Raw genomic sequence first — 14,378 nt, forward strand, 5'->3', positions numbered from 1 at the left:
CTATCGCGCTTTTGAGGCTCAGGCGGCGGCGCGCGGCGTCAGATAGCCGATCACGCGGGCCAGGGTGTCGCGCAGTTCGCTGCGATGGACCACCATGTCGAGCATGCCATGGTCGAGCAGATATTCGGCGCGCTGGAAGCCTTCGGGCAGCTTTTCGCGGATGGTGCTTTCGATGACGCGCTGGCCGGCGAAGCCGATCAGGGCATTGGGCTCCGAAATCTGGATATCGCCCAGCATCGCATAGCTGGCGGTGACGCCGCCGGTGGTCGGATCGGTCAGCACGACGATATAGGGCAGGCCGGCCGCGTGCAGCTTCTGGATCGCCACGGTGGAGCGCGGCATCTGCATCAGCGAGAGGATGCCTTCCTGCATGCGTGCGCCGCCGGCAGCGGTGAAGATGACATAGGGGCATTTATGCGCGATCGCGTCGTTGATGCCCTGGATGAAGGCCGCACCCACGCCCATGCCCATGGAGCCGCCCATGAAGGCGAAATTCTGCACGCCCATGACCAGCGGCACGTCGTCGATCGCGCCGCGCGCGTTGATGAGCGCATCCTGGTCGCCGGTGGAGGCGCGGGCGGCCTTGATCCGGTCCGGATAGCGCTTGCTATCGCGGAACTTGAGCGGATCCTCCGGCACGCCGGGCGTCGGCAGCAGGATGAAGCCGGCGTCGAGGATCTGCTCGAACCGTTCCGACGGGCCGATGCGGCCATGATGGTCGCAGCGCGGGCAGACCGAGAGATTTTCCTCCCATTCCTTGATGAAAACCATTTCCTTGCACGACGGGCACTGATGCCAGAGCGTTTCGGCGGTGGTTTCCTTCTTGGTGAAGGGCAGGGCGTTACGAACGCGGTTGATCCAGCTCATGCTGCGGTCTCCCGGATAGAAGTGGTGAGGGCGCCGCTGAGCGACGCGACGAATTCCTGGACGAAGGGGCCGGCGGCATCGCCGTGCGAGCCGACGATGTCGACGATCGCCGAACCGACCACCACGCCATCGGCAACGCGGCCGATGGCGGCCGCCTGTTCGGGCGTGCGCACGCCGAAGCCGACCGCGATCGGCAGGTCAGTGGCGGCCTTCAGCCGATCGACCGCCATTTCGATATTGGCCTGTGCCGCCTGCTGCTTGCCGGTGATGCCGGCGACGGCGACATGGTAGAGGAAGCCGCTGGCGCCGTTCAGCACGGCGGGCAGGCGGGCGGCGTCCGTGGTCGGGGTCGCAAGGCGGACGAGGTGGACGCCGACGGTGCGCAGGGCGGGGCCGAGTTCGGCATCTTCCTCCGGCGGGATATCGACGCAGATCACGCCGTCGACACCGGCGGCCTGGCACTGGTCGGCGAACCATGCGGACCCGCGCGCCAGCATCGGATTGGCATAGCCCATCAGGATCAGCGGCGTTTCCGGGTGGCGCGCGCGGAAATCGGCGGCCAGCGCGAACACGTCCTTGGTCTTGGTGCCGGAACCCAGGCTGCGCAGGTTGGCCAGTTCGATCGCCGGGCCATCAGCCATCGGATCGGTGAAGGGCATGCCGAGTTCGATGATGTCGGCGCCGCCCGCGACCAGCGCATCGAGGATGGCAGGCGTGGCGGCGACGTCCGGGTCACCGGCGGTCACGAAGGTGATGAGGGCCGCGCGGCCCTGTGCCTTGCAGGCGGCGAAGCGGGTGGCGAGACGATCCCCAGTCATAGCGGCGCTCACATCTCCACTCCCAGCGCGTCGGCGACGGTGAAGATATCCTTGTCCCCCCGACCCGACAGATTGACGACGATGATCTTGTCCGCGTCCAGCGTCGGCGCGACCTGTTCGGCGGCGGCCACGGCATGGGCGGATTCGAGTGCGGGGATGATGCCTTCCAGGCGCGAGAGGGTCTGGAAGCTTTCCAGTGCCTCGTCATCCTTGATCGGCAGATATTTCACCCGACCGATTTCGTGCAGCCAGCTATGTTCCGGGCCGATGCCGGGATAGTCGAGGCCAGCCGAAATGCTGTGTGCTTCGGTGATCTGGCCGTCCTCGTCCTGAAGCAGATAGGTGCGGTTGCCGTGCAGGATGCCCGATGCGCCGCCAGCCAGCGAGGCTGCATGCTTCTTGTCGAGGCCCTCGCCGGCCGCTTCCACGCCGATCATCGCGACTTCGGGATCGTCCAGGAAGGGGTGGAACATGCCGATGGCGTTGGAGCCACCACCCACCGGGGCGATCAGCATGTCGGGCAGACGGCCTTCGGCCTCCATGATCTGCGAGCGGATTTCCTTGCCGATGATCGACTGGAAATCGCGCACCAGTTCCGGATAGGGGTGCGGACCGGCGGCGGTGCCGATGATGTAGAAGGTGTCATGAACGTTCGACACCCAGTAGCGCAGGGCGTCGTTCATCGAATCCTTGAGCGTCGAGGAGCCGGAATGGACCGGGATCACCTCTGCGCCGAGCAGCTTCATGCGGAAGACGTTGGGCTTCTGCCGCTCGACATCCTTGGCTCCCATGAAGATCTTGCATTCCATGCCGAACAGGGCGGCGACGGTCGCGGTGGCGACGCCATGCTGGCCAGCGCCGGTTTCGGCGATGACCTTCTTCTTGCCCATGCGGCGGGCGAGCAGGGCCTGGCCGATGCAATTGTTGATCTTGTGCGCGCCGGTGTGGTTCAGTTCCTCGCGCTTCAGGTAGATCTTGGCACCCTTGCCCGGTTCGGCCTTGGCGCGCAGCGCTTCGGTCAGCCGTTCGGCATAATAAAGCGGGTTGGGGCGGCCGACATAGGAGCGCAGCAACTCGGCATATTCGGCGTGAAATTCGGGATCGGCCTTGGCCGCCTTGTAGACCTTTTCCAGCTCCAGGATCAGCGGCATCAGGGTTTCGGCGACATAGCGGCCGCCAAAGGCGCCGAAATGGCCATTGTCGTCGGGCTGGCTGCGAAGGCTGTTAGGCAGGGTGATGGTGTCGGTCATGAATATCTTTCCGGGGACAAATGATGGGCGTTCGCTTGTGGTCAGGAAGCGATCAGCGCCATCGTCCTTCGATGCGCATGGCAGGGGCGTTCAGCGTCAACATGCCGACACCGCTTTGCAGAAGGCCATGATCTTGTCCACACTCTTGATGCCCGGTGCATCCTCGACGCCCGAAGAAACGTCGATCAGCGGCGTGTCGGTCAGGCGGATCGCATCGCACACATTGTCGATGCCAAGGCCACCCGAAAGCCCCCAGGGCGCGGGCATGGCGACGCCGCGCAGCAAGGTCCAGTCGAAGCGCAGGCCCATGCCGCCGGGCAGCGCCGCACCATCGGGCGTCTTCGCGTCGAACAGCAGCCGGTCGACCGTGCCGGCATAGGCCTGGGCCGCGTCGATATCGGCGCGGGTCTTGACCGAAATCGCCTTCCACACCGGCAGGCCGAAACGCTGACGGATGGCGGCGACCCGTTCCGGGCTTTCCTTGCCATGGAGCTGCAGGGTCGTGATCGCACCCGTGCCGGTCAGCCGCGCCAGTTGTTCATCATCGGCATCGACGACCACGGCGACGCGATCGACATGGGCCGGCACGGCCGCAGCGAGCGCGCGCATCTGGTCGGGCTCGACATGGCGCGGGCTTTTGGGGAAATGGACGAAGCCGACATGGCTCGCCCCGGCGCGCACGGCGGCGCCCACCGTCTCCGGCGTCGACAGGCCGCAGATCTTGATCGCGATTCGGGACATGAGCGGGCCTTTAGACCGTAAGGGAAGGGAAGTCACATCCTGGTGGGAGTAGGCATATGGCCATCGCGGGTCAGGTCCATGTCATGCAGCGCCAGCCATTCGTCGGCATGGGTGATGCAGGCCTGGCCAAGAAAGGCGTCCGCGGCCGCGATGATCGCCTCGTCATCCAGAATTGCCGGGTCGAGCGGGGCATGCCAGTGAAGGTCGAAGTGGGCGCCCGCTGTTCGTGCTAGATAGAAGGGAGTGAGACGGGCGCCGGTCTTGCGCGCCAGGCGCAGGGCAATCGACAAATTGCCCGACGGCGGCAGCGGTCGGCCGAAGCGCGGAAACCAGACCTGCTGCTCGCGCCGTTCGTCGACCAGAATATAGAGCATCGCCCGGTTCTTGGCCAAATGGCGCATGATCTCACGCGCGGCGCCGCCGCTACCCGTGATCGCTTCCCCCATATAGCTTTGTCGCGCACGCTTGAGCTGAGCGGCGACGCGCGGATCCTCCGGCGGGTCGTAGACCCCCAGCGGCGGCCGGTCGGTCGCGTCCTTGAGGTGGGCAGCCATCAGATCCCAATTGCCCATATGGGTGGTGAGGAAGATCATGGGACCGGGCATGTCGAGCACCGTCCGATAGCCCGCGGCATCGATCACCCGGACATGGCGGGGACTTACCAGTCGGTCGATATTGGCGAGTTCGGCCAACGTGCGGCCAATGTTGAACCAGCGCCTCGTCAGGATCGCCTCCCGATCGGCTTCCGGCAGATCGGGCCGCAACAGCGCCAGATTGGCGCGTGCACGGGCATCGCGGAGTTTCATGCGGGGGCGGGCAAGCCGAACGGACAACCAGCCACCAAGCCAGGATGCCAGGCTGGCAGGGAGGTGGCGGAGCAGGGTGAAGAGAAAGGGGTTGGAGAGCATGGTCCTGACCGTCATACAGGACCGGTTGAGGCGGTAAAGAGCCGCGAAGGGGGCTGGTGGTGACGATGATGCTGGCGCTGTGGCTGCTGCTCCAGGCGCTGAGCCTGATGGGCGTGGTCAATTATTGGCGTCATCTGCCGGCGGACCGGCAGGAGGAAGCGCCCGACGGCGCGGCCATGATCATGTCGGTGCGCGATGACTGGGAAGGTGGCAGCGAACTTGTCACCCGGTTGAAGGCGCAGAGTGCGTCGTTCCGACTGCTGCTCGCGACCTCCGGGGCATGCGCGGCGGCGGAGGCGCTGGCTGCCGCCGAGCCGGATTGGGTGCAGATCGTGCGCGCCGGCGTGGCGCGCGACGAGGGGCAGAAGGTCCACAAGCTGCGGGCGGCTCTCAAGGCGCTGCGCGACGCGGATCGTTACCTGATCTTCATCGATGCGGATATCGAGCCGCCCGCGCGGCTGGCCGGGCGGCTGCTCTTCCCACTGGTGCGGGGCAAGGCGGATATCGTGACAGGCTATAGGCTGCTGCTGCCGGCCGGGCTGGGCATGCCGGCGCTGGTAGGCGCGGTCGAACTGCAACTGGCGACGCTGCCGCGTGCAGCCAGTTCCACCATGCCCTGGGGCGGGGCAATGGCGATGACGCGCGCCGCCGCCGAGCGGATCGATATCGATGCGGCGCTGGCCGGGCGCCTGTCCGACGACATGGCGATCGGACTGGCTGGATGGCGCGCGAAGCTGCGGATGCGGCCGGTGCGCGACCTGCTGGTGGCGAGCCCGCTGGACGGAAGTTTGAGCGCGCTCTGGAATTTTGGCGTGCGTCAATATCGGCATATCCTCACCAACAGCCCGCGCATGTGGGCGGTGGCGACCGGCGCGGTCGCGCTGCAATCGGTGTTCTGGCTGTGGGCGCTGGGCTGGGGCGGCTGGCCAGCGATCGCGATCGGCTATGGCGCGGCCTGGGGCCGGGCGGCGGCGCGGCGGCGGATATTGGCGGCCGTGCTGGAGCCAGAGCAGGCGGCGCGGGCGCGACGATCGCTCTGGTGGGATGTGGTTGCGCCGTTCGCCGTCTGCTGGGCGCATCTGGCCGTGCAGCTACAGGCTGCCACATCCAATCGCATCATTTGGGGCGGCTGGACCTATCGCGTCGTGCGTGGCCGGGTGGTGGAGATGGGGCGGGGGTAGTTTCCTTCCTCCCCGAGGCTGGCTCGGGGAGGAAGGGGCATGGATCAGAACCCTGCCGGAAACAAATGATTGCCGGCGTCGTCGAGCCGGAGGATCACCTTGCCGGCGACGGCGTTGATCGGCAGGTCGCCATAGAGATGGGGGAAGAGCGCGCCGCCGCGCGACACTTCCCATTTGATCGCCTCGCCAAAGGGGGCGAGGTCGATCATCAGCATCACCAGCCGATCCTGTCCCGCGAAATGCTTGGCCGCCGTTTCGGCCGCCTGATCGCGCGTGGACATGTGGATATAGCCGTCCTGCAGGTCGATCGGCGCGCCCTTGAACACGCCGTCTGCCTTGAACTGGTCATATTGCTCGGCAGTCAGGATCTTGTAGGCGAACAGCTCGCTCACGCCTCACCACCCTCGCTGCCGATTTCCGGGGCGGCTTCAGGTGCGCCCTCGACGGTGCCTTCGGCCGCTGCCTCCGCATTGTCATCTTCGCCGTCCTCGATCCGGGCGGTGGAAACGACATGCTCGTCCTTGGCGACGTTGAACAGGCGCACGCCGGCAGAATTGCGGCCGATCACGCGCATCGACGACAGGCCCATGCGGATCAGCTTGGCCTGATCGGTCACGAGCATCAGATGATCCTCATGCGCGACCGGGAAGCTGCCGACGACCAGGCCGTTGCGGGCGATATTGTCGATATTGGTGATGCCCTGGCCACCGCGACCGGTGCGGCGATAATCATAGGCCGAGCTGATCTTGCCATAGCCATTGGCGCAGACGGTCAGGATGAACTGTTCCGCCTGGGCAAAGGCGGCCATGCGTTCGGCGCTGTTGATCGCCGGGGTCGCCTCATTCTCCTTCCAGGGGGCGGCGCGCAGATAGTCGTCGCGTTCCTCGGTGGTCGCGTCGAAGCCCTTGAGGATCGAGAGCGAGATGACCTCGTCGCCGTCCTTGAGCGTCATGCCGCGCACGCCGGTCGAGGTGCGGCTCTGGAATTCGCGCACGTCGGTGGCGGCGAAGCGGATCGCGCGGCCCTGGCGGGTGGCGAGCAGCACGTCATCCTCTTCGGTCAGCAGGGCGACGCCGATCAGGCGATCGTCGCTGCCTTCGTCGAAGCGCATGGCGAGCTTGCCGTTGCTGGGCACATTGGCGAAGGCGTCCATGCTGTTGCGGCGCACGGTGCCGTTCGCGGTGGCGAACATGACGTGCAGTTCCTTCCAGCTTTCCTCGTCCTCGGGCAGGGGCAGCACGGTCTGGATGGTTTCGCCCGGTGCCAGCGGCAGCAGGTTGATCATCGGCCGGCCACGGGTGGCGGGGCCACCCTCGGGCAGGCGCCAGACCTTGAGGCGATAGACCTTGCCGGCGGTCGAGAAGAACAGCACCGGCGTGTGCGTCGAGGTGACGAACAATTCGGTGACGGCGTCCTCATCCTTGGTCGCCATGCCCGAACGGCCCTTGCCGCCACGGCCCTGGGCGCGGAAGCTTTCGAGCGGGGTGCGCTTGATATAGCCCTGCACGGTGACGGTGACGACCATCTCCTCGCGCTCGATCAGATCCTCGTCATCAATGCCGTCGGCGGCAGGGGCGATGACCGACACGCGCGGCGTGGCGAATTCGCTCTCGATCGCCTCAAACTCTTCGCGCATCACGGCGTAGAGCTTCACCCGGTCGCCCAGGATGGCGAGATATTCGGCGATGGCTTCGGCCAGTTCGGCCAGTTCCTTGCCGATTTCGTCACGGCCGAGCGCGGTCAGGCGGTGGAGGCGCAGGTCGAGGATGGCGCGGACCTGCACGTCGCTGAGCTTGTAGCTCTCGCCGCTGACTTCGGTTTCGATCGCCTCGACCAGGGCGAGATAGGGCGCGATCTCGCCGATCGGCCATTCGCGCGCCAGCAGCGATTCGCGGGCGGCGGCCGGGCTGGCCGAACCGCGGATGATCTTCACCACCTCGTCGAGATTGGTGACCGCGACGACCAGGCCGAGCAAGATATGGGCGCGGTCGCGCGCCTTGTTCAGCTCGAACTTGGTGCGACGGGTGATGACCTCTTCGCGGAACTTGACGAAGGCTTCGATGATCTCGCGCAGGCCCAGCAGTTCCGGGCGGCCGCCACGGATCGCCAGCATGTTGGCGGGGAAGCTCGACTGGGCCGGGGTGTTGCGCCACAGCTGGTTGAGGACGACGTCCGGGGTGGCGTCGCGCTTCAGGTCCATGACGATGCGCACGCCTTCGCGGCTCGATTCGTCACGAATGTCGCTAATGCCCTCGATCCGCTTGTCCTTGGCGGCTTCGGCGATCTTTTCGACCAGGCCGCTCTTGCCGACCTGATAGGGGATGGAGGTAAGGACGATCGAGCGACGGTCGCCGCGGCCTTCCTCCACTTCGTGCCGGGCGCGCATCAGGATCGAGCCGCGGCCGGTATGATAGGCGTTGCGGGCGCCCGACTGGCCCAGGATCAGCGGCGCGGTCGGGAAGTCCGGGCCGGGGACGATCTGGATCAGTTCGTCGGTCGAGATTGCCGGGTTTTCGATATAGGCAAGGCAGGCGCGCAGCACTTCGCCCAGATTATGTGGCGGGATGTTGGTCGCCATGCCGACGGCGATGCCGCCGGCGCCGTTGACCAGCAGGTTCGGGAAGCGGGCGGGCAGCACCTGCGGCTCGCTTTCCGACGCGTCATAATTGGGGGTGAAGTCGACGGTGTCCTTGTCGAGATCTTCCAGCAGCGCGGTCGCGACCTTGGCCAGGCGCGCTTCGGTGTAACGCATGGCGGCTGGCGGATCGGGGTCCATCGAACCGAAGTTCCCCTGACCATCGATCAGCGGCACGCGCATCGACCAGTCCTGGGTCATGCGGGCCAGGGCGTCGTAGATCGAGCTGTCGCCATGGGGGTGATATTTACCCATGACTTCACCGACCAGACGGGCGGACTTGCGATAGGGGCGGTTGTAGACGAAGCCCGATTCCTGGGCCGAGAAGAGAATGCGGCGATGCACCGGCTTCAGGCCGTCGCGCACGTCCGGCAGGGCGCGGGAGACGATCACGGACATGGCATAGTCGAGATAGCTCGACTTCATCTCATCAACGATGCTGATGGGGCTGATGTCCGAAGGGTCGGCGAGGACGGTCTCGTCGGTCAAGGCGATTCTCTTTTTGGATGGGTGTGATGCGTTGCCACTGCACTAGCCGAGCGAAACAAATCTGTCACCCCTCGCGCGCGCCCGCGCGCCCGCATGTGCAGCCAAGGCGGTGATTGGCGGGCGCGAAGAAAAGCGGAACGAAGCGGCAGCATGACAGTTGCAAAATGCGCGGATATAGGCTTGTTCAAAGCCCGTTCACGCGCCGACCCCTAATCGGCGTTCAACCCGGATGTCGCCTGTGGTCCCCCTGTCAGGCGCGAAAAGGAGATGAGGATCATGCGTTTTGTTACCCCGCTGTCGCTCGCGCTGGCTCTGGCGCTGACCGGCGGCGCCGTTTCGGCTCCCGCCTCCGCCGCGAAGAAGGAAGAAAAGCCGGCCGGCCGCAAGCTGAACGTGTCGCCCGAAGTGCTCAAGTCGCTCCAAGCGGCCCAGAAGGCGTCCGATGCCCAGGATTTCGCCGGTGCCAAGACGGCGCTGACCGAGGCCGATGGCAAGGCGGCGTCGAACGACGACAAGTACCAGATCGGCGCGATCAAGCTGAACACCGGCATCCAGAGCAAGGATGACGCGCTGAAGATGGAAGGCCTCAACCAGATGCTCGACAGCGGCCTGACGCCGCCCGAGCAGACCGGCCAGTTCAACATGGTGGCGGCCGATGCGGCTCTCGCCCAGAAGAATTACGACGTCGCGATTTCGCGTGGCCAGGCGGCGCTGGCTGCCGGCTACAAGGCGGAACAGGTCAACCCGACCATCGCCCAGGCCTATTTCGGCAAGGCCGGCACCGGCAATGCCTCGGCCGAGCCGGCGCGTGGCTTCAACCAGCAGGGCCTCGCTGCGCTGAAGGCGGCGGCTGACGCGACCAAGGCGTCGGGCCAGCCCGTGCCGGCGCAATGGTATCAGATCGGCGTCAGCCGTGCGGCTGCCGCGCGCCTGCCGGAAGTCACCGATTGGGCCAAGTGGGCCTATGCCGCCAATCCGAGCGGTGAAAATCTGCGCACGCTGATCCGTCTGTTCCAGCAGGCGAACCCGAACATCACCAACCGCGAAAATCTGGACGTGCTGCGCCTGATGTCGGCGGCCAAGGGGCTGGTGGTCGCTGCGGACTTCACCGAACTGGCCGAAATGGCGTCGAAGACGGGCATTTATGGCGAGGTCAAGTCGACGATCGACGCCGGCCGCGCCAAGGGCGTGCTGAACGCCAGCCAGGCGGGCGACATCTATCAGGCCGCCGTGGGTCGCATTCCGGGCGACAAGTCGTCGCTGGGCGCCGCCGAAGCGGATGCCGGCAAGGCTGCCAACGGCAAGGTCGCGGCTGCGACCGGCGACGCCTATCTAGGCTATGGCGACTATGCCAAGGCGGCGGCGATGTTCGAACTGGCCAAGCAGAAGGGTGGCGTCGACGCCGACGAGATCAACACCCGCCTGGGCATTGCCAAGACCATGGGTGGCGACAATGCCGGCGCCAAGTCGGCGTTCGAGGCAGTCCAGGGCGGTGCGCGCAAGCAGATCGCCGATCTGTGGCTGACCTATCTGGGCACCAAGGCCTGAATCTAGTATAAGGCGCGCAGATCGTCGCTGGTTCGGCGGTCTGTGCGCCTATATTTTTTTGAATGACCGGCCGGGGGCCGGGATATTGCAGTGGGGGAGGCCTGTCATGGCCAAGCGGAATCCTGTTTTTCTGACTATCGGACTGCCGGTCGTGCTGGCCGGCGCCATGCTGGCGACGCCGGCTGCGGCCAAGAAGAAGATCGTGGTGGCAGGTCCGCCGATCGAGATGTCGGACGCCTTCCGCGCCGATGTGCAGGCCGCAGAAACCGCGATCAAGGCGCGTGACGCATCGACCGCCAATCTGCGCATCGCCGCGCTCAATCCGACCACCGACATGGAGGCCTATGCCGCGGCGGGCCTGCGTTTCGAGGTGGCGGTGCTGCGCCGGGACATCCAGGCTCAGCGGATCGCGCTGACCGACATGTTCAAGACCAGTTCGGTGCCCAAGGCGGACGCGCCGCGCCTGCGCTTCATCGCCGGCTATCTGTCCTACATGGTCGCGAACTATACCGATGCGGTGGCGCAGCTCGATTATGCCAAGACGCTGGGCTATTCGGGCATCGACGCCACCATGCTGCGCGCCGACATCGCGATGCGCAAGAACAAGTCCAAGGAAGCCCGCACCTATGTGCAGGAGGCGCTGGCGCAGCAGAAGGCATCGGGTCAGCCGATCCCGGCCGCCTGGTATGACCGCGCCATCTCCATGGCCTATCAGGCCAATGACTGGGATGAGGTGAGCAGCCTCTATCGCGAGCGGCTGGAAGTCTATCCGTCGACCCCCGAATGGCGTTCGGCGCTGACCAACTATCTGGCCGGCCAGGAAAGCGACCCGCAGGTCCAGCTGGACCTCTATCGCCTGCAGGCCGCCAATGGCGCGATGGCGAGCGAGCGCGATTACCAGACCTATGCCCAGCTGGCCGAGAAGACCGGCAATTTTGCCGAAGCCAAGGCGATCATCGAGGCGGGCCGTTCGGCCGGCAAGCTGACCACCAGCCAGGCGACCACGGCGCAGCTGCTGAAGGCGGTGACGCCCAAGGCGACCAAGGATATCGCCGCCATGCCCGCGCTGGCGAAGAAGGCGGCGGCGGCGAGCGATGGCAAGGCGGCGCTGAATGCGGCCGACGGCTATTTCTCGCTCGGTCAATATCCGCAGGCGGTGGAGCAGTATCGGCTGGCGCTGAGCAAGGGCGGGGTCGATCAGGGCCATGCCAATGCGCGCCTGGGCATCGCGCTGGCCCGTTCGGGCGATCTGGCCGGTGGCAAGACTACGCTGGCCCAGGTGACCAGCGGCAACTGGAGCAATGTCGCCGGCTTCTGGTCGGTGTGGGTCGATCTGCAGCATCGCAAATCGGCGCAGCAGGGCACGGCGCAGACCGCCAGCTGATCGCGGCGCGACATGACAGGAAAAAGGGCCGGTCCCCCCGTGGGGCCGGCCCTTTTCGTTGCGCTTGTGTGCCGGCTGTCGCGAGCTGGCCGGGTCAGACCGGCAGCGGGACGCCCGGCAGATTCTTCGACGTGCGGATCGTCAGCGACGTCTTGACGCTCACCACATTGGGTGCCGGTGTCAGCTTCGACGTCAGGAATTGCTGGAAGCTCTGCAGGTCGCGCGCGACCACCTTCAGGATGAAGTCGATCTCGCCGTTCAGCATATGGCATTCGCGCACTTCGGGCAGGGCGTCGACATGGTCCTGGAACGCCTTGAGATCGGCCTCGGCCTGGCTCTTGAGGCTGACCATCGCGAACACGGTGATGGTGTAGCCCAGCATCGCCGGATCGACCACGGCGTGATAGGCGGTGATGGCGCCGGCTTCCTCCAGCGCACGGACACGGCGCAGGCACGGCGGTGCCGTCAGCCCGACCTTCCGCGCCAGATCCACATTGGTCATCCTGCCATTGTCCTGCAATTCGCCCAGGATCTGCAGGTCGATGTCGTCGATATTGGGCCCCGCCATCAGATTGATTATTTCCTTACCTGTTACTGCGGGCGCATCATAATAATATTTCAGCGCAATGCAATTGTCCCACTATGCGACGCTCATATTGTGCGTCGAAATCACGCTTTCGCTTTGGGTAAGGACTGCTTATCGGTTAGGATGTAACGAACAGCGATGCGGGCATGCCGCCTGTTACCGCTTGAATATGGGGACTTTGGTTGCGCTTCAACGACATCATGCAAACCGTGCTGGCTGCCGACGATCGCAGCGGCGTGGGCGCGGTGACGCTGTGGCGGCAATGCGTCGACCTGTTGGCGCAGCATGATCGTTATGATCGTCCCCCCATGGACGCACCCGATCGCGAGGCTCTGCTCGGTCGATTGGCGCAGTTGCGGCCGCAACTGTCTGAAATGCAGCGAATCGCGACCGTTGTCGAACTGGGCGGCCGGCTGCGGTCGGCCAGCCTGATCCGCTTCTTTGCCGGTGACCGTCCGGCGATCGCCGGCGCGGCCATGGCACGCGCGCGCCTGTCCGATCCGCTGTGGGCCGCACTGCTGCCGCACCTCAGCCCCACGGCGCGCGGTGTGCTGCGCGGCCGTCGCGACATCGGCCCCGAAACGCGGCAGGGGCTCGAAGCGTTCGGCCCGACCGACCTGGTGCTGACCAGCGGCACGAGCGTCCGCGAAGCCGACATGCTGCTGACCGCGGACATGGCGCTCGCGGCCGAGCCCGTGGTCGAGCCGGAAGTTGCGCCGCAGCCGGTGGCCGAACCCGGCCCCGACCAGATCCGCAACCTGGTCGACCGCATTGCGCGCTTCACCAGCACCCGGCGTCCGCCCGAAGAGGCACCGCCGCAGGACATCATCGTCGCGCCGGTGACGCAGCCCGCGCTGCGCGCCGAACAGCCGCATTTCTTTGCGTTCGAGACGGATTCGACCGGCGTGCTGGTCTGGGTGGACCAGGGACCGCGTGCCGCGCTGGTCGGCCTGTCGCTCGGCGAAATCGCGCTGGAAGGGGCGAGCGGTCCCGATGGCCATGTCGCCGGCGCCTTCCAGCGCCGCAGCGGCTTCCAGAATGGCCGCTTCACCATCATCGGCGGAATGATGGCAGGCGAATGGCGCCTGTCGGCAACCCCCTTCTTCGATCCGCGGTCCGGTCGATTCCAGGGCTATCGCGGCCAGGCACGGCGCCCCTATCTGCACGAAGTGGCGACGACGCCGTCCGGACCGGTGACGATCGCCGGCCTGTCGGCGGATTCGCTGCGCCAGCTGGTGCATGAACTGCGCACGCCGCTGAACGCGATCCTGGGCTTTGCCGAGATTATCGAACAGGAATTGTTCGGCCCGGCCGGCGTCGAATATCGCGAGATGGCCGGCAATATCGCGGTCGATGCGCGCCATCTGCTGGCAGCGTTCGACGATCTGGATCTGGCGGCCAAAGTATCGCGCGGCGACGGCATCGGTGCGCCGCAGACGATCGATCCGGCGTTGCTGGTGATGCAGGTCGCGGCTCGTTTCCGCGACCAGGATGGCCGGGCGGTGACGCCGATCGACATCGCCGTGTCGCAGGATCTGCCGCAGATCAGCATCGATCCGGTGCAGGGCGAGCGCATGGTGCAACATCTGCTGCGCACGCTGATTTCGGTCGCGCCCGAGGGCGAGGCGGTGACCGGGGCCTGCTGGTTTCAGCCCGATGGCGCGTCGGGCAAGGTCGTGCTGGCGATCGATCGGCCCTCGACGCTGAGCGGCATGGACGAGGCGCATCTGCTCGATCCGGGCTATACGCCGGAGGGCGACTGGGCGGATGGGCCGTTGCTGGGGCTGGGCTTCTCGCTGCGTCTGATCCGCAGCCTGGCGGCCGGCTGCGGCGGCAGCCTGGATGTCGGCCCGGACCGTTTCCTGCTGCGCATCCCGGTCGACGGGATGGAAGAGGATGTCGTTGGCAATGGCTGATTTTCGGGCTGGTCGGGCGCGGGCTTGACCGGAACGAAACCCTATCGCAACCATT

12 protein-coding genes are annotated in these 14,378 nt (G+C 65.9%); 4 read left to right on the top strand and 8 right to left on the bottom strand.

Features of this window, described 5'->3' with window-relative positions; genetic code table 11:
* Positions 1–18 precede the first annotated feature (18 nt).
* The 5 genes from accD to E5554_RS11865 form a co-directional block, all read right to left on the bottom strand.
* Complete coding sequence (gene accD / locus E5554_RS11845) at positions 19–867, bottom strand: acetyl-CoA carboxylase, carboxyltransferase subunit beta (RefSeq protein WP_004207658.1); 849 nt, start codon at positions 865–867, stop codon at positions 19–21.
* On the bottom strand, positions 864–1,685 hold the full coding sequence (trpA, locus tag E5554_RS11850; RefSeq protein ID WP_136186892.1) for a tryptophan synthase subunit alpha: 822 nt from the start codon (positions 1,683–1,685) through the stop codon (positions 864–866). Before trpA ends, accD begins: the two co-directional genes overlap by 4 nt.
* 8 nt (positions 1,686–1,693) lie before the next feature.
* Positions 1,694–2,935, bottom strand: coding sequence for a tryptophan synthase subunit beta (gene trpB / locus E5554_RS11855; protein ID WP_004207656.1), 1,242 nt, complete (start codon positions 2,933–2,935; stop codon positions 1,694–1,696).
* A gap of 96 nt (positions 2,936–3,031) precedes the next feature.
* A complete protein-coding gene (locus E5554_RS11860; protein ID WP_136186893.1) occupies positions 3,032–3,676 on the bottom strand; it encodes a phosphoribosylanthranilate isomerase in 645 nt (214 codons plus the stop codon).
* A 32-nt stretch (positions 3,677–3,708) separates the two neighbouring features.
* The gene (locus tag E5554_RS11865) at positions 3,709–4,584 is read right to left on the bottom strand and encodes a lauroyl acyltransferase (RefSeq protein WP_136186894.1); all 876 of its coding nucleotides are present in this window, start codon (positions 4,582–4,584) and stop codon (positions 3,709–3,711) included.
* A gap of 65 nt (positions 4,585–4,649) precedes the next feature.
* On the opposite strand from E5554_RS11865, the gene E5554_RS11870 reads away from it, so the two are divergent.
* Complete coding sequence (locus tag E5554_RS11870; RefSeq protein ID WP_136188328.1) at positions 4,650–5,765, top strand: glycosyltransferase; 1,116 nt, start codon at positions 4,650–4,652, stop codon at positions 5,763–5,765.
* A 44-nt stretch (positions 5,766–5,809) separates the two neighbouring features.
* On the opposite strand, the gene E5554_RS11875 is transcribed toward E5554_RS11870, so the two are convergent.
* On the bottom strand, positions 5,810–6,157 hold the full coding sequence (locus E5554_RS11875) for a DUF952 domain-containing protein (protein WP_136186895.1): 348 nt from the start codon (positions 6,155–6,157) through the stop codon (positions 5,810–5,812).
* The gene (gyrA, locus tag E5554_RS11880; RefSeq protein ID WP_136186896.1) at positions 6,154–8,889 is read right to left on the bottom strand and encodes a DNA gyrase subunit A; all 2,736 of its coding nucleotides are present in this window, start codon (positions 8,887–8,889) and stop codon (positions 6,154–6,156) included. The genes E5554_RS11875 and gyrA overlap by 4 nt, the downstream gene beginning before the upstream one ends.
* Before the next feature lie 276 nt (positions 8,890–9,165).
* Between gyrA and E5554_RS11885 the strand changes: the two genes are divergently transcribed.
* Both E5554_RS11885 and E5554_RS11890 read left to right on the top strand, forming a co-directional pair.
* On the top strand, positions 9,166–10,437 hold the full coding sequence (locus E5554_RS11885) for a hypothetical protein (protein WP_004207650.1): 1,272 nt from the start codon (positions 9,166–9,168) through the stop codon (positions 10,435–10,437).
* 106 nt (positions 10,438–10,543) lie between these two features.
* A complete protein-coding gene (locus E5554_RS11890) occupies positions 10,544–11,821 on the top strand; it encodes a hypothetical protein (protein WP_099231559.1) in 1,278 nt (425 codons plus the stop codon).
* A gap of 94 nt (positions 11,822–11,915) precedes the next feature.
* On the opposite strand, the gene E5554_RS11895 is transcribed toward E5554_RS11890, so the two are convergent.
* Complete coding sequence (locus E5554_RS11895; protein ID WP_004207648.1) at positions 11,916–12,389, bottom strand: Lrp/AsnC family transcriptional regulator; 474 nt, start codon at positions 12,387–12,389, stop codon at positions 11,916–11,918.
* A 200-nt stretch (positions 12,390–12,589) separates the two neighbouring features.
* On the opposite strand from E5554_RS11895, the gene E5554_RS11900 reads away from it, so the two are divergent.
* On the top strand, positions 12,590–14,323 hold the full coding sequence (locus E5554_RS11900) for a HAMP domain-containing sensor histidine kinase (RefSeq protein WP_122129521.1): 1,734 nt from the start codon (positions 12,590–12,592) through the stop codon (positions 14,321–14,323).
* The last annotated feature ends 55 nt before the right edge of the window (positions 14,324–14,378 follow it).

The sequence above is a fragment of the Sphingobium sp. PAMC28499 genome, assembly GCF_004795815.1.
In the GTDB taxonomy this organism is placed as follows: domain Bacteria; phylum Pseudomonadota; class Alphaproteobacteria; order Sphingomonadales; family Sphingomonadaceae; genus Sphingobium; species Sphingobium yanoikuyae.